This window comes from Aliivibrio sifiae, assembly GCF_002954715.1.
Lineage (GTDB): Bacteria > Pseudomonadota > Gammaproteobacteria > Enterobacterales > Vibrionaceae > Aliivibrio > Aliivibrio sifiae.
In genome coordinates this window covers 2,032,499-2,052,682 of record NZ_MSCP01000001.1, presented here as the reverse complement: position 1 = coordinate 2,052,682, position 20,184 = coordinate 2,032,499, and the positions used below count along the sequence as shown (strand labels likewise).

General features: G+C 38.2%; 16 protein-coding genes and 1 tRNA gene. 11 read left to right on the top strand and 6 right to left on the bottom strand.

Annotated elements, in window-relative coordinates:
• Positions 1-37 precede the first annotated feature (37 nt).
• Positions 38-114: transfer RNA gene (locus tag BTO23_RS09165), tRNA-Trp, on the top strand.
• A 189-nt stretch (positions 115-303) separates the two neighbouring features.
• Here the strand turns inward: BTO23_RS09165 and BTO23_RS09160 are convergent.
• Positions 304-777 carry a type IV pilin protein gene (locus tag BTO23_RS09160; protein WP_060993704.1) on the bottom strand — a complete coding sequence of 158 codons (474 nt, stop codon included), beginning with the start codon at positions 775-777 and terminating at the stop codon, positions 304-306.
• 102 nt (positions 778-879) lie between these two features.
• Here BTO23_RS09160 and BTO23_RS09155 point away from each other — a divergent pair, with 102 nt between their 5' ends.
• Genes BTO23_RS09155 through BTO23_RS09140 form a run of 4 tightly spaced genes read left to right on the top strand, consistent with a single transcriptional unit; the run spans position 880 to position 3,637 of the window.
• Positions 880-1,380, top strand: a complete 501-nt coding sequence (locus tag BTO23_RS09155; protein ID WP_060993703.1) for a pilus assembly FimT family protein — start codon at positions 880-882, stop codon at positions 1,378-1,380.
• Positions 1,346-1,960 (top strand): PilW family protein, encoded by a 615-nt coding sequence (locus BTO23_RS09150; RefSeq protein ID WP_245922101.1) that lies wholly within the window; start codon positions 1,346-1,348, stop codon positions 1,958-1,960. Before BTO23_RS09155 ends, BTO23_RS09150 begins: the two co-directional genes overlap by 35 nt.
• On the top strand, positions 1,960-3,222 hold the full coding sequence (locus tag BTO23_RS09145) for a hypothetical protein (RefSeq protein ID WP_245922091.1): 1,263 nt from the start codon (positions 1,960-1,962) through the stop codon (positions 3,220-3,222). Before BTO23_RS09150 ends, BTO23_RS09145 begins: the two co-directional genes overlap by 1 nt.
• Positions 3,212-3,637 carry a type IV pilus modification PilV family protein gene (locus BTO23_RS09140; protein WP_060993701.1) on the top strand — a complete coding sequence of 142 codons (426 nt, stop codon included), beginning with the start codon at positions 3,212-3,214 and terminating at the stop codon, positions 3,635-3,637. Before BTO23_RS09145 ends, BTO23_RS09140 begins: the two co-directional genes overlap by 11 nt.
• A gap of 35 nt (positions 3,638-3,672) precedes the next feature.
• Here the strand turns inward: BTO23_RS09140 and chrA are convergent, their stop codons facing one another.
• On the bottom strand, positions 3,673-4,824 hold the full coding sequence (chrA, locus tag BTO23_RS09135) for a chromate efflux transporter (protein ID WP_105063398.1): 1,152 nt from the start codon (positions 4,822-4,824) through the stop codon (positions 3,673-3,675).
• A 109-nt stretch (positions 4,825-4,933) separates the two neighbouring features.
• On the opposite strand from chrA, the gene BTO23_RS09130 reads away from it, so the two are divergent.
• Positions 4,934-5,872: a LysR family transcriptional regulator gene (locus BTO23_RS09130; protein WP_105063397.1), complete on the top strand. Its 939-nt coding sequence runs from the start codon at positions 4,934-4,936 to the stop codon at positions 5,870-5,872.
• 31 nt (positions 5,873-5,903) lie between these two features.
• On the opposite strand, the gene BTO23_RS09125 is transcribed toward BTO23_RS09130, so the two are convergent.
• From BTO23_RS09125 to BTO23_RS09115, 3 genes are all read right to left on the bottom strand, one after another.
• Complete coding sequence (locus BTO23_RS09125; protein ID WP_060993698.1) at positions 5,904-6,092, bottom strand: YqaE/Pmp3 family membrane protein; 189 nt, start codon at positions 6,090-6,092, stop codon at positions 5,904-5,906.
• A gap of 111 nt (positions 6,093-6,203) precedes the next feature.
• Positions 6,204-7,235, bottom strand: coding sequence for a 2,3,4,5-tetrahydropyridine-2,6-dicarboxylate N-succinyltransferase (gene dapD, locus BTO23_RS09120; RefSeq protein WP_060993697.1), 1,032 nt, complete (start codon positions 7,233-7,235; stop codon positions 6,204-6,206).
• Between the two features lie 219 nt (positions 7,236-7,454).
• Complete coding sequence (locus BTO23_RS09115; protein WP_060993696.1) at positions 7,455-7,745, bottom strand: YebG family protein; 291 nt, start codon at positions 7,743-7,745, stop codon at positions 7,455-7,457.
• A gap of 189 nt (positions 7,746-7,934) precedes the next feature.
• Between BTO23_RS09115 and BTO23_RS09110 the strand changes: the two genes are divergently transcribed.
• The gene (locus BTO23_RS09110) at positions 7,935-8,570 is read left to right on the top strand and encodes an alternative oxidase (RefSeq protein ID WP_060993695.1); all 636 of its coding nucleotides are present in this window, start codon (positions 7,935-7,937) and stop codon (positions 8,568-8,570) included.
• A gap of 28 nt (positions 8,571-8,598) precedes the next feature.
• Here the strand turns inward: BTO23_RS09110 and BTO23_RS09105 are convergent, their stop codons facing one another.
• Positions 8,599-9,477 (bottom strand): LysR substrate-binding domain-containing protein, encoded by an 879-nt coding sequence (locus tag BTO23_RS09105; RefSeq protein ID WP_061030596.1) that lies wholly within the window; start codon positions 9,475-9,477, stop codon positions 8,599-8,601.
• A 125-nt stretch (positions 9,478-9,602) separates the two neighbouring features.
• On the opposite strand from BTO23_RS09105, the gene BTO23_RS09100 reads away from it, so the two are divergent.
• The 4 genes from BTO23_RS09100 to recD all read left to right on the top strand — a co-directional run bounded on the left by BTO23_RS09100 (position 9,603) and on the right by recD (position 20,079).
• Positions 9,603-10,592, top strand: a complete 990-nt coding sequence (locus BTO23_RS09100) for a TDT family transporter (protein WP_061005259.1) — start codon at positions 9,603-9,605, stop codon at positions 10,590-10,592.
• Positions 10,593-10,672: 80 nt separating this feature from the next.
• Complete coding sequence (recC, locus tag BTO23_RS09095; protein ID WP_105063396.1) at positions 10,673-14,092, top strand: exodeoxyribonuclease V subunit gamma; 3,420 nt, start codon at positions 10,673-10,675, stop codon at positions 14,090-14,092.
• Positions 14,093-14,441: 349 nt separating this feature from the next.
• Positions 14,442-18,068, top strand: a complete 3,627-nt coding sequence (gene recB, locus BTO23_RS09090) for an exodeoxyribonuclease V subunit beta (protein WP_105063395.1) — start codon at positions 14,442-14,444, stop codon at positions 18,066-18,068.
• The gene (gene recD, locus BTO23_RS09085) at positions 18,061-20,079 is read left to right on the top strand and encodes an exodeoxyribonuclease V subunit alpha (protein WP_105063394.1); all 2,019 of its coding nucleotides are present in this window, start codon (positions 18,061-18,063) and stop codon (positions 20,077-20,079) included. Before recB ends, recD begins: the two co-directional genes overlap by 8 nt.
• The last annotated feature ends 105 nt before the right edge of the window (positions 20,080-20,184 follow it).

Sequence of the window (20,184 nt, the reverse complement as noted above, 5' to 3'; positions counted from 1 at the left end):
TTATTTATAGACAGAGTTAAGTCTTTAAAATAACTACAGGGGTGTAGCTCCAACTGGCAGAGCAGCGGATTCCAAATCCGCGTGTTGGGAGTTCGAATCTCTCCACCCCTGCCATATTAAAAAAGGCTCATATCGAAAGATATGAGCCTTTTTGATATCTGCAGTTTAAGAAAAGATCCGCGGATTCCGACCACCATAAGAACACGCGTGTAGGGAGTTCGAATCTCCTCATTTCTGCCATATTAAAGAAGGCTCATATTGAAAGGTATGGACGACTTTATATGTCACCTACGTCCTATAATATTACCAACACCCTGAACTATTACTTAAACCCACACCACCAGCATTTAAAGTTAAAGTGCCACATCTATCATTATTCTGGCCAAGAGTAGGTTGTGGAGTGGCTGTTAGAGTATAAATATTCATACCAGAATCAGTTAAACTGTAAGAAAGAAGGTATCTATTATCATCAATTTTACAGATATCTTCTTTTAGGCAAGAACCATTATTTTTATCTATGGTCTTTTCTAATAATGCTTTATATTTTTCCTTTGAAGTACTTTCTGCTGTGGTTGAGTAGAGGCTTTCTATATGAAGTTGAGTTTTCGTTAGCGCTTCAAGAGCTTCTGTTCTATAGCTTTTTAATACATAGGAAGTATAGCTTGGATAAGCTATTGAACTTAGGAGTGCAATGATTGAAGTAACAATTAGTAATTCGACTAATGTCACGCCGTGATGAAACTTGTATGTCTTTACTTGGTTAAAAATTCGAATCATTACGATAACTTATTGAAATAAAATATACCTATTTTTAATCGGTGTTACTCTCTGTAGCAAGATGAAATTTCCATTATGGAATGTTGCAAAGGAAATTGCGAAATGCCTCGCGGGTTTACTCTGTTTGAATTAGTTATAGTTATTGCTGTGCTTTCTACTTTATTGGTAGCAGCAGGGCCTAGTTTTTCACATCTATTAGAAAATCAAAGTATGAAGAGGTTTGCAGGTGAAGTTGAAGGTTTTTTTATTCAAGCAAAATCAGAGGCTGTATTACAAAATAAAGAATTAAAATTATTTTATCTTAATGAATCTACAGATTGGATTATATCTTTAAACCCCGTAGGTAGTACCGCAACAACAATTTCAGGCATAAAATTAACCTCTTTATCTTATATTGATTCAATAAATCATCCTAATATAAAAATCTCCTCGAGTGTGTCATCAATTATTTTTGATTCAGTTAGGGCAACTCCTAACTTATCAAGAAGTTTCTATTTTTATAAAGATAATGGTAAGCAATTAAAACTATCAACTCATAATATTACAGGGCGTATTAAATTATGTGGAAATGGAGGTACTTTTTATGGTTACAAGGAGTGTTAATCATAAACAATCAGGTGCATCTTTAATTGAACTTCTTGTTGCATCAAGTCTTGGTTTAATTGCTTTAATGTTAATTGGTAATGTTTTTGTTGAGGGACAAAAAATATCAGCAAATAGAAGTCAAAAGTTATTATTAATTCAAGACTTAAATGATGCATTACGTTTTATAAAAGAAGAGAGTCAGAGGGCTGGTTATAATCGTTCCGGTTCTTATTCTGAAATATTGTCAGGAGCGAATGATGTTATTCATATATCAGGTGCTCAGCTAAGTTTTATTTATCAATCTGAATCAGGTTCACCTTCTGAGTGGCGCTTTGCTCGTTTTAAATATGAATCTGAAACATTAAAAATATGCTCAAGGAAAAATATATCATTTATCCCTGATATATATTTTTCACCACAATGCTTGTCACTTGTTGATAATAATCTTATTAAAGTAACTGATTTTACATTGAACTATACAGCACTTGGTAGTTCTGTAAGTTCTGCATATTTATCTATATTAACAACCGCAGAATTAAAGAATACAACTCATCAGTATTCTTCTGAGATCAACATTAAGCAAAGGAATTGGAAATAATGAAAAACCAAAAAGGTGCAATAACCCTTCTTGTTTCTAGTTTCATTTTAATGGCATCACTTATTTTTTCTTTAGGTAGTTATAAACATATTTTTTATCAAGTGAAACGGGCTCAGAATGAAGTAGAGGCGAGAAAAGGATATTGGGCAGCAGAAGGCGGTGTTGAATGTGCATTTACAAAGGTATCGACGACAGGATCTGTTCCTAGTACCCCAATTCCTGAATGTGCCTCTTTAAAGCTAACTGATTTGCAGATTACACAAGAGATGAATTATCAAATTAAAGCAGATAAATTATCACAAGTCGTAAAAAAAGATTTTACAATAGGAGGTTCTGGTGGGGATGGTGCGATTCAATCGGCTTCTAATTTGTATTTTTATTCAAGTATTACTTTCACATCTCCTGATCCTGTAAAATTGGGGGCAGATGGATGGGAATGTGTAGCTGTAAGGTATAAAGATAAAATTGGCGCTTTTGGTTCAGTTAGCAATGCAGGGGTGAATCATAGCATTAAACCTAGTAGTGACTTTGATAATCAAGGTAAAGACTGTAGCCTAGAGCATAAAACAAATTCTGCAGCTGGCAGCTCTAATTTTAAATCTGATTTTTTAAGAGATGATAAGATATCACCGTTTAAAGATCTATTTGGTATAGAACCAAGTGACCATAACACGATTCGAGATAATGGAAAGTTTGATATTTTGTATGGTTCAGGGAGTGAGAATGATAAACGTTTATCTGAATGTGGTACCAAATTAAAAAATAGAATTAATGCAGGTGAAGTATATATTTGGGTTGAAGGTAGTTGTGAAATCACTTCGGCGCAATATGAAGGTTTTTCAGAGGCTATGAATAATAGTTTGAATGGAGCTTTTATTGTTATTCATGACGGTTCTTTATCAATAATGGGGGCTCCTTCAGGTGCGATTGCCAAAGATATGAAAGGTGTTATTTTTCATTTTAATCATGATTATTCAGTTCCTACAGATGGGAGTAATTGGGATGGGAGTGATGCATATAGTAAGTTATATCCTCATGGAGGAAAGCCTAACTCATTATATCCATCAGAATTCTTATCTACGGCCTCTTTTTATCAGCATGGAGCATTTACTCTGTTAGGCGGGCAATTTTTTGATACGAAAGATCAATCTGCTATTTTTTATACTAGTTCAAATTTTAAATATAACAGTGATATTGTAAATGAGTTAGTTTCCGGTCTTGTACAACCACGTTGGGTAAAAGGATCTTGGCATGATTTCTAAACAAAATGGATTTAGTTTACTTGAAGTCCTTATTTCATTTGTATTGCTGGTTGTAGGTGTTATGGGGCTGATTAAACTACAAGTTTACGTTGATAAAAAATCAGAATATGCAGCAAATAGTATTCAAGCATTGTATGCGGCGGAATCTAAACTTGAATATTTTAGGACTCGTTCAATAGATGGTGAAGATGGGACAATTCAGTTTAAGACGATAGTTACTCAAGCTATACCAGAGGTTATTAATGGCTATAAAGTTAGTTGGGATGTGATTGATAACATGCCAATTGTTGTTTCGGGTGCAAATGTAACTACATTAAAAGAAATTAATATTAAAGCTGAGTGGAGTGACAGATGGAATGAAGTTCAAGAAGTTACTTTGCAAACAATGGTATCAAGATACAGTGAATTTTATTAGGTTCAAACATTTGCTTGAACCTAATTTATTATAAATCACCCAACAAAAGGCAGTACAGCACCAACAGCAATAAAGAAACTCACTAAACCTACAATCGGTAGTTTAAGTACCTTCAACAATGCAAAGCCAACAATAACGAGTGCGATATCTAAACCAGAACCTACAGCGCTGGTAAATACAGGGTTATATAATGCCGCTATAAGTAAGCCGACTACAGATGCATTAATCCCTGTAATTGCTCCTGCTAATGCTGGTTTTTGAGCAAGAACCTGCCAATGACTAAATACTCCAAGTACTAATAAAAAACCCGGTAAGAAGATAGCTACTGTTGCAATTAAAGCACCAAGAACCGGTTGCTCACTCCACAATTCATAGCCTAAGAATGTCGCAAAGGTAAACATTGGACCAGGAACCGCTTGTGCAGCAGCATAGCCAGTTAAAAAGCTATCAGTGCTAATTTGGTCGCCAACAATATTTTGCAGTAATGGAAGTACTACGTGACCACCGCCAAAGACTAAACTACCTGCTTGGAAAAAATCAGAAAAAAGCACAAACAAAGGTGAATGATTAACAATAGCCGGTAAAGCAAAGAAACAAAGACCAAAGATAACTAGCGGTATCCAATTAATACCTTTAGATTCTTTCTTAACGTCAGTTGATTGGTCTGATTTTAGATAAATTCGTCCAACGATAGCGGCAATTAATAAGGCCATTAATTGAGTGCTTATTGAAGGAAGTATTAATAACAAGCTCGCCGTCATAATACATAAAAGTACGGTGATTTTGTCCTTACAAAAACTCTTATACATTCCCATGATTGCATCAGCAACGACAACAACCGCTAATAATTTTAATCCATGAATAATGCCTTTAAAGATGTCATTGCCAAAGAATGAATGGCTTATGTTTGCTAATAAGACCATGATAAGAATAGAAGGCAATGTAAAACCAATTGAGGCGAGTAGAGCGCCAAAGAGCCCTTTTCTGTGATAACCCAAAGCAAAACCTACTTGGCTTGAACCTGGTCCTGGTAAGAACTGGCTTAAAGCGATCAGTTGAGCGTACTCTTCTTCACTTATCCAACCTCGCTTTTGAACAAATTCATTGCGGAAGTAACCGATATGAGCGGCAGGTCCACCGAAGCTAACCCAACCTAATAAAAAAAATCGCTTAAATATTTCAAACATAATCTACTCAACTTTTGACGTATCATCCAAATTCGGACATTCCATTTTGATGGGATAAAGATTACGAGTTACTATCCAATTATTCAAATCGATTAAATTACTACTAACTATGAATGAAATTAATTGGAAGGCGGTAGATCTTAATTTATTGGTCGTGTTTAGTGCATTAATGGACACAAGAAGTGTTTCATTAGCAGCAAATAAATTATTTGTTGGGCAATCAGCGATGAGTCATAGTCTTGCTCGTTTACGTGAATTATTAAATGATCCTTTGTTTGAGCGACAAGGGCATAAAATGATCCCGACAGCCAAAGCTAATCAGCTATATCCAATGATCACTCAGGTATTACAGACAATCTCAGGGGATATTTTAAAAGTAGATACGTTTGAAGCGAATGAGTTTACTGGTACGTTTAAAATAGGAATGACAGATTACGCAGAGCTTCTTTTTGCTGCTGATATTTTTGATGCTATTCATCAGTTAGCACCAAATGCACAGTTATGTTTTACCACAGTAGATAAAGCCAATTACCAAGATAGATTTGATTCAGAGCCACTTGATTTAGTGATTGGTAGTATGAAGCCTGAGCAAAAAGAGTTTCAATATCAAACCTTATATAGAGAAAAACACGTATGTATGTGGGATGGCATGAGGCATCAATTTAAAGCACCAATTAGTCTAGCTGATTACATTTCTTTGCCCCATGCGCTAGTGAGTCCTGATGGCGCATTAAAAACAGGCGTAGATAAAGAGTTAAAAGCGTTAGGGGTGAATCGTGCTGTTAGCGTGGCATCTAAACATTTTTTAACCATTAGGCACTTAATGAAAAAAAGAGATTTGATTTGTGTGGTTCCAGAACTTATGGCTCAGCTCGATCTTTTTTCTGAAAAACTCGTGCACTCAGAGCCTCCCATTAATGTTGGTGAGTTTGATATTCAATTAATTTGGCAAACAAGAAATAAAGAAAACAAACGTTATCAATGGCTCAAAGAACTACTCATTCAAACCATTGAAAAAAGCGTTATAGCCTATAGAACTGAGGGTTAGGCTGTTTTTTTGAGATAAGTGTAGTTGAACTCTATCGTCCTAAAGCGTCTTTAATTTTCTCATCTGTTCTATATTGACTTAGTGCATAAACCGACCAAATGGCGGCAGGGATCCAACCGATTAATGTTATTTGTAAGATAAGACAAATGATGCCGCTAAATGGACGACCTATAGTAAAAAACTGTAACCAAGGCAGTAATAAAGCAAGTAATAGTCTCATTGAGTTTCCTATATAAATAAAAATGGCCAGTAACAATTAAGTTACTGGCCATCATATTATCTTGGTCTCTATGAATGGAGTATGAACATACTCAGATCATTCAATCAAAAATTAGTTATTACTGTGTAATTCGCTGTTTAGTTCAACTGCAGATTTATTTGTTAAACATTCGATTTGACCAGTGATAGAGTTGCGACGGAACAGAAGATCTGTTTTGCCAGCAAGATCGCGAGCTTTCGCAATTTCAACTTCTTTACCTTGGTTATCTAGCATGCTTACTTTTGTGCCAGCAGTAACGTATAAGCCAGATTCAATCGTACAACGATCACCCATTGGGAAACCAAGACCAGCATTTGCGCCAAGTAGACAGTTCTCACCAATAGAGATAACCATCTTACCGCCACCAGAAAGTGTACCCATGATAGAAGCACCACCGCCGATATCAGAGCCATTACCCACAACAACACCCGCAGAGATACGACCTTCAACCATGCTCACGCCAGTAGTACCTGCGTTAAAGTTGATGAATCCTTCATGCATCACTGTAGTTCCTTCACCTACATGAGCGCCTAAACGAACACGTGAAGTATCAGCAATACGGATACCAGTAGGAACAACGTAATCAACCATTTTAGGGAATTTATCAACACAATCGACAGTCAGTGTTTCGCCAGCTAGACGAGCTTCGATTTGACGATCAGCAAGTTCAGGAAGATCGATAGGACCTTGATTAGTCCACGCAATGTTGTGAAGAAGACCAAAAATACCATCTAATACAGTGCCATGTGGCTTAACTAAACGGTTAGAGATAAGTTGAAGCTTTAAGAAACCTTCAGCAACAGATTGAGATTGCTCATCAGTCGCTAGAACAACAAGAACAAGAGGTTGTTTAGATTGAACTGCTTTTTCTGCAAATGCTGCGTTTGCAATATCGCCGTTTGCTGCAAATGCATTAGCAAGTTCAGTACAAACCTCAGAAGAAACTTCGATAGCTTGATTGCCTTCAGCATAACCACTTGCTTGAGCAATAGAATTAACTAGCGCTTCAGAAGGGTTTAATACTGGGTGTGGGAAAAATGCTTCAATGATTTTATTGTCGCGGTTTTTTGTTGCAGTACCAAAGGCAAGAGCAAAATGAGCCATGTAATGATTCTCCATTTCCATATAAATATTAGTATTTAAAAGTAAATCTTACTTCACATCATAAAGAGAGTTGCTGTGATATAGAAGGGCGAAAGTAAGAAATATTTACTAAGAATGAAGAAAGAGTGTAAGAAAAGGCAATTAATAGATAGGGAGCAGAAAATAAAATAGCAGCTCATTAGGCTGCTATTTGTATTTTAATGTATTTTCTTTTTAGAATTAAGCCGCGTCAGATTCTTCGTCTTTTACTGCTTCAATTTTTGCTTTTTTAGGTGCAGGCTTACGTTTAGCACCTAAAGCAACTAAGACATCTTCTTTATGTTTCGCTAAGTAAAGAGACAACTCTTCTTGTTTCCCTTCATCTTCAATTAAATTACTTTCGTTTAGCAGAGTAAAAAGCTCATCTGCAACATCCAGCATTTTGTCATAAGCATCGGCTTCAGTCTTAGAGGTAAAAGTCATCTTCTCTTCTCCGTTGCGCTCAACTACATATTTGACGATAACAGCCATGGTCGTCTCTCCTATTAAATTAACTGGTATTTTATACAGTAATTGAGTTTTTTTGTCCACTTTCACCAGTTAAAGTCAGATAGAGTTAACATTTAATAAAATGATTTTATTATTTTTTAGTTAAAAAAAGTTGAGTAACTAGACTTAAAGTTGTATTTTAAATGCAACTTTAGAAAAGAGTATGCAGCTATGTCAAATTTTGAATTGAAACATAAAGAAACGACAAAAATTTCAGAACGTATTGCTTATAAAATTACACAGTGCTTAAAATTTCTTTTGAATATTTTTTATGGTTCACAGTATGCGAAGAGAGCCGTTATTCTAGAAACGATAGCGGCAGTTCCTGGCATGGTTGCAGGGATGTTTAATCACTTAAAGGCATTGCGTCGAATGAAAGACGATGAAGGTTGGATCTGTGAGTTATTAAGTGAAGCTGAAAATGAAAGAATGCACTTAATGATATTTCTAGATATAGCTAAGCCACGTTGGATAGAACGAACATTAGTTTTATTAGGCCAAGGTGTCTTTATGGTGGTTTATAGTTTTATTTATCTACTTTCATCAAAAATAGCACACCGTGTCGTTGGGTATTTTGAAGAAGAAGCATGTAAAAGCTACACAGAATATTTAGCTAAGATTGATGAGGGAGAGGTTGAGAATGAAGCCGCGCCACAAATCGCGATAGATTATTATCAGCTGCCACAAGATGCGATGCTACGAGATGTGATTCTTAAGATCCGCGATGATGAAGCAAAGCATCGAGATCGTAACCATTCATTTGCAGATGCTTATGAAACTCACGATCTTCCTGCTCATCAACGTTAAGATTGATTTGAAATGAGGCGAAATAGCCTCATTTTTGTTGGATGAAACTCATAAAATATTGCAGTAATGGTGTTTGGTATTTTTCTTTATGTACTAGTAACCAGTATTGTCGAGCTAAATCTTTGTCATAAGGCAATTTAACCAACCGACCGTCATTAATCGCATTTTGAGCGGCAAGTTGAGATAAACAGGCTAACCCCATGTTTTGTGAACAACAATTAATTATTGCTTCAGTGGTATGCAGTTTTAATGATTCATGCCAATCGTTCAAATTAGCTGCGATATGATTAATAAAATATTCTCGACTACCAGAGCCTTCTTCGCGTAATAACCAAGTGGAATGTTCTAAATCATCTAAGCTAATTTGATTCTTAGTTGCCAACGAATGAGAAGGGGCGCACACTAAATACATCTCATCACATTGCCATTCAATTATATTTAATTTTGGATGATGTACTTTACCTTCAACTAAACCTATATCTAATTGAAACTCCAATAATCGATTTATGATTTGTGCAGTATTGGAAATTAATAATTGTTGGATATCACAAGGATGTTGTTGTTGAAATTTATTAAGTAATACTGGTGCTATATGATTGCCTATCGTATCACTGGCACCAATATTTAATGAACCAGTTAGTTGGCTGTCTACAGTAAATTGATGTTCAATAGCTTCTGCTCGTTCTAGTAATTCGTCAGCTAAAGGAAGAAGTTGACGGCCTTCACTATTTAGCACTAAACGATTATTTACGCGATCAAATATTTTGTAACCCAAGTTTTTTTCAAGTTCAGATAATGAAAGACTAACCGCTGGCTTTGTAATAAAAAGTCTTTCAGCCGCTTTTGTCATTGTTTTTTCTTGAGCGATTGCTGTAAATACATTGAGCTGTTTTAGTGAAATTCTCATGACAGGAAGTCCTAAATTATTATTGTTAAATTTATTTTAACTTAGCATTTATTTTATTCAAATTTTATTAATGAAAAGAAAGCGATAAAATAGCTTCATCGTTAAATAGTAAAGAGAACAATGTCATGCTTAATTACACAAAACAAAAAGTAGCGGGTGCTCCAACGCCAATGGCAGGGTTAGCTCTTGGGATTGCGAGTTTAGGTTGGTGTTGGGAGAATGCTCTTCCTTTCCATGGATATGCTCAATGGACTTCAGCAGCAATAGCTTCTGTATTGTTACTTGTTTTAGCGATTAAATTTTTATTACACCCTGCGGTATTATGGAGCGAACTTGCTCACCCTGTTGTCGGCAGTGTAGCTCCAACATTTGCGATGGGCACAATGGTTGTATCAAGCAGTCTTGGGCATTTTTATCCAGCGGCTGGTGATGCTTTATGGCTTGCTGCAATTGCACTTCATCTTATTTTCTTAATCTCTTTTATTTATCATCGAGCAAAAGATTTTGAACTACACCACATGGTGCCAAGTTGGTTCGTTCCACCTGTTGGGTTAGTTGTGGCGGATGTTTCTTTTTCTGGTAACCCTACATTAGCACCAGTAGCGCATTGGATATTAATGTTTGGATTAATCATTTATGCCATCATGCTACCAATTATGATTTATCGTTTAATGTTTTGTAATGAAGTACCAGACGCTGCAAAACCAACGATTGCAATTATGGCTGCACCAGCAAGCTTATCTTTAGCAGGCTATTTAACTGTAACAGCATCTCCATCACCAGTGATTATTGCACTTTTGTTTGGTATTGCCGTATTAATGACAAGCGTAATTTATATGGCTTTCTTTAAATTAATGAGACTTCCATTTAGTCCAGGCTATGCAGCATTTACCTTCCCAATGGTGATTGGTGCGACAGCATTATTTAAAACGGCGAACTGGATGTTATCTCAAGGTGTAGTCGCAGATTATGTTTACCAAGTAAGAACATTAGCGGTTGTTGAGTTAGTTGTTGCTACTTGTGTGGTGAGTTATGTCGCAGCGCATTATCTAGCACATTATCGCCCAATAACACGTATGGCTAATCGTTTAGCAAACCCTAAACACGCACACTAAATTCGTAATCTTTTTCTCTTAAAACACATCCAGTTACGTTAAGCTATAGAGACTTTCATTTCTTTATAAGCGAGCTGGGTGTGTTTACTGTTTATCATTCAAATCAACTTGATGTTCTTAAATCTCTTGTCGTTGAATTAATTCGTCTAAACCCTCTTGATAACCCATTTGAGCAAGAACAAATTCTCGTTCAAAGCCCGGGTATGTCGCAATGGCTTAAAATCGAACTCGCCAAAGAGTTAGGCATTGCCGCTAATCTTACTTTTCCACTTCCTGCTACTTTTATTTGGGACTTGTTTACTCAGGTTCTGGATGACGTGCCAAAGCGCAGTGCTTTTAATAAAGAAGCCATGACGTGGAAGATAGTGACGTTATTACCAGAGTTATTAAAACAAGATGAATTTGCGCCACTGCAACGCTATTTAGAAAATGATGACAAACAACTGAAGTGCTACCAACTCGCTGCAAAAATTGCCGATATCTTTGACCAATATTTAGTATTCCGCCCAGAATGGATCCAAAAATGGGAAGCGGGTGAAGAGGTTATAGAATTAGAAGGCGAACATCCTTGGCAGCCTATTTTATGGCAAGCGCTGTATGATCAAACCCTAGCGCTGGGTCACTCTCCTTATCATCGTGCCAATATGTTCGAGCACTTTATTGAAACCTTAGAAAATTATTTGCAAACGGGAACCTTGCCAAAAGGCATGCCTAAGCGTTTATTTGTGGTGGGTATTACTTCATTACCTCCTCGTTATTTAGATGCGCTAGCGGCTCTTGGGCAACACATTGATGTGCATTTAATGTTTACCAATCCTTGTCGTTATTACTGGGGTGAAATTCGAGATAGAAAGTACCTCGCTCGTTTAGAGGCGCGTAATCGTCTGCAAGTAAAATGGTTAGATGATCACAGTGAGCAAATCGGTGATACGGAGCAATTAAAAGGCTCGCTTGATGCAAATTTTGAAGATGAGCTGCACACTTCAGAAGTAGGTAATTCACTGCTTGCATCATGGGGGAAATTAGGTCGAGATAATCTTTGTCTATTATCAGAAATGGAAGCGCAAGAGATTGATGCTTTTGTTGATGTAAATAATGACAACCTCTTACATTCTATCCAATCTGATATTTTAAATTTAGAAGAACGCAGTCGTGATGATGTGCTTGATAACAGTGAGCACAAACAACCAATCAGCGCTGATGATCGTTCGATTCTTTTACATTCATGTCATAGCCCAATGCGTGAAGTAGAAGTATTGCATGATCAATTATTGGATATGTTTGCTAATGATCCAGAATTAAAACCTCGCGATATTATTGTGATGGTGGCAGATATCAATGTGTACAGTGCGGCGATCCAAGCCGTCTTTGGTAACGCAGCATTCGATCGCTACATTCCTTTTGCTATTTCCGATCAAAGTGCTGAGCAAGAAAATCCAGTGTTATTGGCCTTCATGAACTTAATGGCGTTACCTGAGAATCGTTGTGGTTTATCAGAGCTATTAAGTTTGTTGGAAGTTCCTGCGGTCATGTCACGTTTTAAATTTAATGCCGAGCAGTTTGAAATAGTAAAACGATGGGCAGAAGAAACCGGTATTCGCTGGGGATTGGATAACAGCACCTCTGCACATTTTGATCTTCCTGAACATAATCAAAATTCATGGTTATTTGGTATTCAGAGAATGTTGCTTGGTTATGCTATGGAGCAAGATGCTGGTTTATTTGAAGGCATGGCGAGTTACGAACAAGTGCAAGGCATGAATGCCGAAATTGCAGGTAACTTAGCGCACTTTATTGATCAACTTTTGACTTATCAGATCACCCTAGGCCAAGCGCAAACAATTAATGCATGGCGCACCATTATTAACCAACTAATGGACGATTTTTTACTTGTCGAATTAGAAGGTGAGCTGGTCGTTAAAAGCATTCGAGATCAATTGCAAAAACTGGAAGAAAATTTAGAAGATGCGGGCTTTGAAGCGCCAATTTCAGCAGCGATCATTAATAATTACCTAAAAAATAATTTATCTGGTGGCAAAGCAAGTCAGCGTTTCTTAGCGGGACAAGTAAATTTCTGTACCTTGATGCCGATGCGTTCAATCCCATTTGATGTGGTCTGTTTACTTGGGATGACAGATGGGTCTTATCCGAGAACCATGCCGGTTGAAGGTTTCGATTTAATGCAAAAACGAATGAAGCCGGGTGATCGCTCTCGTCGAGATGATGATAGATATCTGTTTTTAGAAGCACTGCAATCGGCGAATAAAGCGTTTTATCTCAGCTATATAGGTCGCTCTATTCGAGATAACACAGAAAAAGCCCCTTCTGTTTTGGTGAGTGAACTGCTTGAGTATTGTCAGCAAAGTTATTGTCTAGATGGCGATAGTGAGCTGAACCCTGAAGAGTCAGCTAAACGCTTAGTTAAAAAATTAACAATAGAACATCCTTTGGTTCCTTATAGCCAACAGAGTTTTGTGGGTGATAACACCAGTTATGCCAGTGAATGGCTGCCAACCGCAAAACTCGAAGGCCAAGCCGCGCCAGAATTCCAAACTGAACCTTTAGTATTTGCACCAGAATCAAAAGAGCTTGAATTAACCGAACTACAACGCTTTTGGCGCTTACCTGTCGCCTATTTCTTTAATCGTGGTTTAAAAGTATTTTTTGAAACGGTAGAGAGTCGAGTTGAAGATGATGAACCGTTTTCTATTGATGGTCGTACTGGCTATGGAATGAAATCAGAATTGCTAGAAGAGTTATTGGCCTATGATGATCCTAACCAAGTATCTCAACTAAGTCGTGAGTTTTATCAGCAACAAAAAGCGCAAGGAAAATTACCTATTGGTAGCTTTGGTGAGATCGCGGCAGACAAAGAAGTGAACACGGTAAAAGAGTTAGTGGCTCATATTCAGCCATTAACGACATCGCCATTAAAGGATCAAGAAGTGCGTTTACGCTTTACTTTTCATCATGGTGAAATGGAATTGCAAGGTTGGCTAAAACAGCGTTATCAAGCGGGAATGCTGCGTTATCGTGGGGGTAAAATTCGTTCACATGAAATCCTAGCAACGTGGATTGATCATCTTTGTTTGTGTGCGATGAAGCAACAGCAATTTACTCATCTCTTTGGCACCGATGCGATTTATCATTTTGAGCCAATCGAAACAGAAAAAGCGTATCAACATTTAGAAGTTATATTGAGCCTTTATATTTCTGGTAACTGTGCGCCATTGCCTTATTTACCAAAAGCTGCGTTGGCCGGGCTAGAAGCACACATTGATAAAAAAGGTGTGTGGAATGACGATGAAGAAACTCATGAAAAAGCACTGAAAAAAATGGCTGATGAATATAATGGAACTCGTTACGCGGGTGAAAACAGCAATGATTATGTCATGCGTATGTGGCCCGAGTGGAATGACGAATTAGGTCAGACTATTTTTGATAACGCGAAAAACGTATTACATGATGCCTTGTTACACAGTGAGAAAGAAAAGCTGTAGTTTAAAACAAAGTAATGCTTAAGAAAGAAGGTATTGAAGAAAAAGCACGGAAGAAAAAGCACGGAAGAAAAGAGTAGGGTGGCCGCCAGTAAATCATTTTTAGTGTAGGGCGTTCGCTGTACGGCCACAGGTCAGAGGTTGACCGAATCCTTTAATACAAATGCACATTTAATGAGCTCTTTGTAAGTGCGCAGAGTGTAACAAAGCATAAAAAGTGAACCGTGAGAAAGATCTCACATTGGTCGCTTTATTAATTTTATTATCGTTGTTCCTAATGAACTACGATATGGGTCACACAAATAGTCTGTAAAAACAGAGTGTTGATGATAAATAAAAATGGTGATGTTCGATGACGACAATCGCAGCTCCAAATCAATTGAATGCAATGACGTTTCCTTTACATGGGACACGTTTAATTGAAGCTTCCGCAGGTACAGGTAAAACCTTTACCATTGCCAGTTTATACCTACGTTTACTATTAGGGCATGGTGATGAGAACAGTCGCCATAGTGAAGAATTAACCGTAGATAAAATACTGGTAGTGACTTTTACGGAAGCGGCAACCGCAGAATTAAGAGAGCGAATTCGAGCTAAGATCCATGATGCTCGCTTAGCGTTTGCTCGTGCTGTGCATAAAAGTGATTATAAGAGTGGCGATCCCGTTATTGATCCGTTATTAGCTGCTATTTCTGATCATAAGTCAGCAGCTCACATATTATTGAATGCTGAGCGCAGTATGGATGAAGCCTCAATCTTTACTATTCATGGCTTTTGTCAGCGTATGCTAACGCAAAATGCATTTGAATCTGGCGCTCAGTTTGAAAGTGAATTTGTTACCGACCAAGCCAAATTAATGCATCAAGTGGCCGCAGATTTTTGGCGCCGTAGTTTTTATCATCTTCCTAAAATGGTGGCTGAAAGTGTTTATGATTGTTGGCCAAGCCCTTCTGCATTATTAGGTGATATGGGCAATAGTCTTACTGGTGTCCCAAAGCATTTAACGGTTGAACCACTAGAAAGTTCATTGGAAGAGTTTTGTCAGCAGGGCATTGCACGAATAGATGAATTAAAGCAGCAATGGTCGTCACATTGTGCTGATTTTGAAGCCTTAATTTCAGGCTCAGGTGTTGATAAACGCAGCTACACTAAAAAGAATTTACCAAACTGGTTAGAGCAAGTGTCATTGTGGGCCAATAACCCAACAACCTCATTGCAAGTACACGATAAGCTTGAAAAATTTTCTCAATCGTTATTAATTGATAAGACCAAAAAAGGCGAAGCACCAGAACACGCGGTATTTAAATTAATTGATGACTTTTTAGCGCAGCCATTAGAAATAAAACAGCCATTGTTATCTTTAGCCATTCATCGCTGTCGAGACACCTTACAGCAAGCAAAAGAGCAGAAGAACTGGTTATCGTTTGATGACTTGCTGACTCAATTATCTCAAGCGACTGAAAATCAAGAGAACGCTTTACTGCTAGAAAAGATCCGCGAGCAATACCCAATTGCCTTGATTGATGAATTCCAAGATACCGATCCACTTCAATACTCTATTTTTAATACCATCTATCAAGATCAATCACAGTGTGGTTTGTTCATGATTGGCGATCCAAAGCAGGCTATTTATGCTTTCCGTGGCGCAGATATATTTACCTATATTCAGGCTCGTCGCCAAGTGTTGGATCACTACACTCTTGATACTAACTGGCGATCAACTGCCGATATGGTGTCGTCAGTGAACCGTATTTTTGAGCATGGTAAACAACCGTTTTTATACGATGAGGATATTCCGTTTTATCCGGTGAAATACAACCCTGTTAATGCAGAGAAAAAATCGTGGTCGTTAGATAATCAAACTCAGCCAGCAATGACGTTTTGGTTACAAGAAAGCAAAGATGGTAACCCGATAAATAAAGGCAATTACCAACGAGTAATGGCGGAATCGACGGCGGCGCAAATTCAAACCATTTTGACAGGATCTCAACAAGGGTCTGCGCACCTAAAAAATGGAGAGAAAAAAGAAGCGATTAAAGCTGGGAATATTGCGGTTCTGGTTCGTACTGGTAAAGAAGGTAAATTAGTTCGTGAAGCGTTATCAAAACAGGGTATTGCCAGTGTTTATTTGTCGAACCGAGACAGTGTATTTTCTTCTCCTTTAGCTAAAGACATTTTGCGTTTATTGCAGGCTGCAATGACGCCAACGGATGCACGAGCGGTTCGTTCTGCATTAGCCTCGTCTTTGTTTGCTTATACGGCCGATCAACTACATCAATTTAATGTCGATGAAATGCAGTGGGAATTAGCCGTTAATGAGTTCCGCGCCTACCGTAAGCATTGGTTACAACGTGGCATCATGCCTATGTTGCATCAAATTATTACTCAACAAGGTATTTCAGAGCGTTTACTGGCTGAAAATGGCGGTGAACGTCACTTAACCGATTTATTGCATATTGGTGAATTATTACAACAAACAAGCCAAACCCTCGACAGTGACTATGGATTGTTGCGTTGGTTATCTGATGCGATTTCTGAACCTAATGGCGATGCTGAAGAGCAAACGGTACGTTTAGAATCTGAGCGTAACTTGGTGCAGATCGTGACAATTCATAAATCAAAAGGGTTGGAATACGATCTCGTCTTTTTGCCTTTTGTTTGCTCCTATCGAGCCGTGGATAAAAAAGGCGAAGTTAGCTTTTATGATGAAGACAATCGTTACTCGGTGTTGGATTTATTAAAAGAAGATGATTCCGTTGAGAAGGCAGAAAAAGAACGCTTAGCCGAAGACTTACGTTTGATTTATGTTGCGCTGACTCGTGCTGTTTATGCTTGTTATATTGGCATGGCACCTATAGGTAAAGGCACGTCGAAAAAACCACCAACGGGTGTACATCTTTCTGGTTTAGGGTATTTGATCCAACAAGCGGATGAATGTGATATTGCTGAGCTTCAAGCGTGTCTTGAAAAATTAATAGCAGGCAATTCGCCTATGGTGATCCAATCACCCCAAACCTTGAGTGATGTGCTTTATCAAGAAGCAGACGATAACTCGTTAGCATTAACGGCCAACAAATTGAATCAGCCTGTAAAAAGTAATTGGTGGATGACCAGTTATTCCGGTTTGGTGAAACAAGGTAATCATCATAATGACACCTCGTTAGAATTAATTAATTTGGATTTAGATTCAGCTGAAGATAAAGATGAAAAAGAGTTAGATTTAGAGCCTGAACGCACTATTTTTACTTTCCCTCGCGGTGCGAGAGCGGGTACGTTTTTACACTCATTGTTTGAAGAGGTTGAATTTACTCAACCAATTAATAGCGAAGAAAATACACAAATAATCATCAAGCTATTAGAAAAAGAAAACTACGATGTAGAGTGGTTAGACGTCGTTCAAAGCATGATGCAACGCGTGCTCGATTGTCCGTTGGATGGTCACGATTTACGCTTGGCAACCAAAGATCCAGCTCAACGTTTGGTTGAAATGGAGTTTTTATTGCCGATAACGCTATTGAACTCAAGCTTGGTCAATAAAACCATCGCTAAACACGATGAAGTATCTGCACGTGCGGGTGAGTTAGGCTTTTCTACCGTGAGTGGAATGTTGAAAGGCTTTATCGATTTAGTGTTTGAGCATGAAGGCAAATATTACGTTCTCGATTGGAAATCAAATCATTTGGGAGATTCCCCAGAATGCTACGGCGGTGACGCTTTAATTGAAGCAATGCGAGATCATCGTTATGACTTCCAATATCAGCTGTATGCTTTAGCGTTGCATCGATTCTTGAAAAGCCGCATTGCAGATTATAATTACGACACTCATTTTGGTGGAGCGTATTATATTTTCTTGCGTGGTATTGAAGAAAGTCATGAGGGGCATGATAGCAATTCAAATGGGGTCTTTTATTCAAAACCAAGTGAAGTGTTATTAGAAGAATTAGAGTTATTGGTAGATGGAGTAGAAGTCGATGCTTAAGCAATTACAATACTTAATGGATCACGGTGTACTTCGCCCATTGGATCTACAGTTTGCTAAGTTTTTAGGTCAACAGGAAAAGAACAGCGATAAAAACTTAATCATGTTGCTCGCAGCAATGACTAGCCATGAGTTAGGTAAAGGCCATGTGTGTATTGATATCGAGCAAGTAGAGCAAGGTGATCTGTTTACGTTGCCTGCAAAATATCGTGATGCATTGTTAGCGTTAGTACCAGAGAAAAATCAGTGGATTAGTGAATTGTCAGCGGCATCGACAATATCTAATGGCACAGAAGCAACGCCACTAGCCTTTGATGGAACTCGTTTATATTTACAACGTTATTGGTCGTTTGAGCAGCGTGTTGCCAACCGTATAACTAAAGCGGCGCAAAGCGTGGCGGTAAACCCTCAGTTATCGAATACATTGGATGAGCTATTTGCTCGCCAATACCATTTTTTATTCAGTGGGCTTAAAAAATTAGAGAATAATAATCAAGTATCTCGTCAGCAATTAGTGTGCGATATGCTCGATGTTGTGGGATCTAGTGATTTAGATTGGCAAGCGATTGATGCTGTTTTACTTGCAGCCACTAAGTCTTCAGAATTAGAGGCGCTGGATAATTTAATCCCAACTAAACACTGTGTTAATTGGCAGAAAGTTGCGGCAGCGGTAGCGTTAACTCGTCGATTCTCGGTGATCTCTGGTGGTCCAGGAACGGGTAAAACAACCACGGTTACTAAGCTTTTGGCTTCCCTAGTGACTCAAGCTCAGCAAGACAATAAAAGCATCGCAATTAAGTTAGTTGCTCCTACTGGTAAAGCCGCAGCGCGTTTGACTGAATCCATTGGTCAAGCGGTGCAATCTATTGGTTTAGCACCAGAAGTAAAAGAAGCGATCCCAACTGATGCGAGTACTCTGCATCGATTACTGGGTTATATTCCAAACCAAGTGGATTTTCGTCATAACAAAAGCAATCCATTGCACCTTGATGTATTGGTGGTGGATGAAGCCTCGATGGTCGATTTACCTATGATGGCCCGACTGCTCGATGCGGTACCAGAACACGCGCGTGTTATTTTATTGGGCGATAAAGATCAGTTAGCCTCAGTTGAAGCGGGAGCGGTGTTAGGTGATATCTGTCAGTTTACTAAAATGGGTTACAGCCAGAATCAAGCACAACAATTATCTCAATTAACAGGCTATGCTTTGCCTGTGCAATCGCACAATAACGCGGTAGCCGATAGCTTGTGTATGCTGCAAAAGAGCTACCGTTTTGATGCGCGCTCAGGAATTGGACAACTTGCCAAAGCCATTAATGAAGGCAGTAAATTTAAAGTAGAAGCAGTATGGGCGAAAGGGTTCTCTGATATTCGGTTTCATGATTTAAGTAATGACAGCTATAACGCAATGATCACCATGATGGTGAATGGCTATCGCAGTTATTTAGGCCATATCCATGCGGGCGATAAACCAGAAGTGGCGCTAAAAGCCTTTAGCTATATTCAATTATTGTGTGCAATGCGCGAAGGCGACTTTGGGGTTGTAGGACTTAATCAACGAATTGAAAAAGGATTAAGAAAATCTGATTTGATTCCTCATGGTGATGAAGTATGGTACTCAGGTCGCCCGGTGATGGTGACTCAAAATGATTATGGTGTAGGTCTTTATAATGGTGATATTGGTATTGCGATGCCAGATCCTGTTGATCAACGTTTACGTGTTTATTTTGATATGCCGGATGGTTCGATTCGTGGAGTATTACCAAGCCAATTACCAGAGCATGAAACTGTGTATGCGATGACGATTCATAAATCTCAAGGATCTGAATTTGAGCATACCGTATTAGCTTTACCTGCTGAGTTCAGCCCAATCTTAACGCGTGAGTTAATTTATACGGGTGTTACTCGAGCGAAGAAAAAACTCGATCTGTTTGCAACAGAGAAAGTGGTGGCGCGAGGTGTAATGATTAAAACTCAGAGGAATAGTGGGTTAGCATCATTGATGAGTTAAATAAATACAGTGGTTAATAAAAAAGATTAACCACTGTATTATTTCATATACGTAATAGTCATTTTCTTTTTTTACTCTAGTAAATATGGAATAAATGATTATAAT

Excerpts from the sequence above, each read along its gene's own strand:
- BTO23_RS09160 (WP_060993704.1), bottom strand. The coding sequence starts at position 777 with ATGATTCGAATTTTTAACCAAGTAAAGACATACAAGTTTCATCACGGC.
- BTO23_RS09155 (WP_060993703.1), top strand. The coding sequence starts at position 880 with ATGCCTCGCGGGTTTACTCTGTTTGAATTAGTTATAGTTATTGCTGTG.
- BTO23_RS09150 (WP_245922101.1), top strand. The coding sequence starts at position 1,346 with ATGGAGGTACTTTTTATGGTTACAAGGAGTGTTAATCATAAACAATCA.
- BTO23_RS09145 (WP_245922091.1), top strand. The coding sequence starts at position 1,960 with ATGAAAAACCAAAAAGGTGCAATAACCCTTCTTGTTTCTAGTTTCATT.
- BTO23_RS09140 (WP_060993701.1), top strand. The coding sequence starts at position 3,212 with ATGATTTCTAAACAAAATGGATTTAGTTTACTTGAAGTCCTTATTTCA.
- chrA (WP_105063398.1), bottom strand. The coding sequence starts at position 4,824 with ATGTTTGAAATATTTAAGCGATTTTTTTTATTAGGTTGGGTTAGCTTC.
- BTO23_RS09130 (WP_105063397.1), top strand. The coding sequence starts at position 4,934 with ATGAATGAAATTAATTGGAAGGCGGTAGATCTTAATTTATTGGTCGTG.
- BTO23_RS09125 (WP_060993698.1), bottom strand. The coding sequence starts at position 6,092 with ATGAGACTATTACTTGCTTTATTACTGCCTTGGTTACAGTTTTTTACT.
- dapD (WP_060993697.1), bottom strand. The coding sequence starts at position 7,235 with ATGGCTCATTTTGCTCTTGCCTTTGGTACTGCAACAAAAAACCGCGAC.
- BTO23_RS09115 (WP_060993696.1), bottom strand. The coding sequence starts at position 7,745 with ATGGCTGTTATCGTCAAATATGTAGTTGAGCGCAACGGAGAAGAGAAG.
- BTO23_RS09110 (WP_060993695.1), top strand. The coding sequence starts at position 7,935 with ATGTCAAATTTTGAATTGAAACATAAAGAAACGACAAAAATTTCAGAA.
- BTO23_RS09105 (WP_061030596.1), bottom strand. The coding sequence starts at position 9,477 with ATGAGAATTTCACTAAAACAGCTCAATGTATTTACAGCAATCGCTCAA.
- BTO23_RS09100 (WP_061005259.1), top strand. The coding sequence starts at position 9,603 with ATGCTTAATTACACAAAACAAAAAGTAGCGGGTGCTCCAACGCCAATG.
- recB (WP_105063395.1), top strand. The coding sequence starts at position 14,442 with ATGACGACAATCGCAGCTCCAAATCAATTGAATGCAATGACGTTTCCT.
- recD (WP_105063394.1), top strand. The coding sequence starts at position 18,061 with ATGCTTAAGCAATTACAATACTTAATGGATCACGGTGTACTTCGCCCA.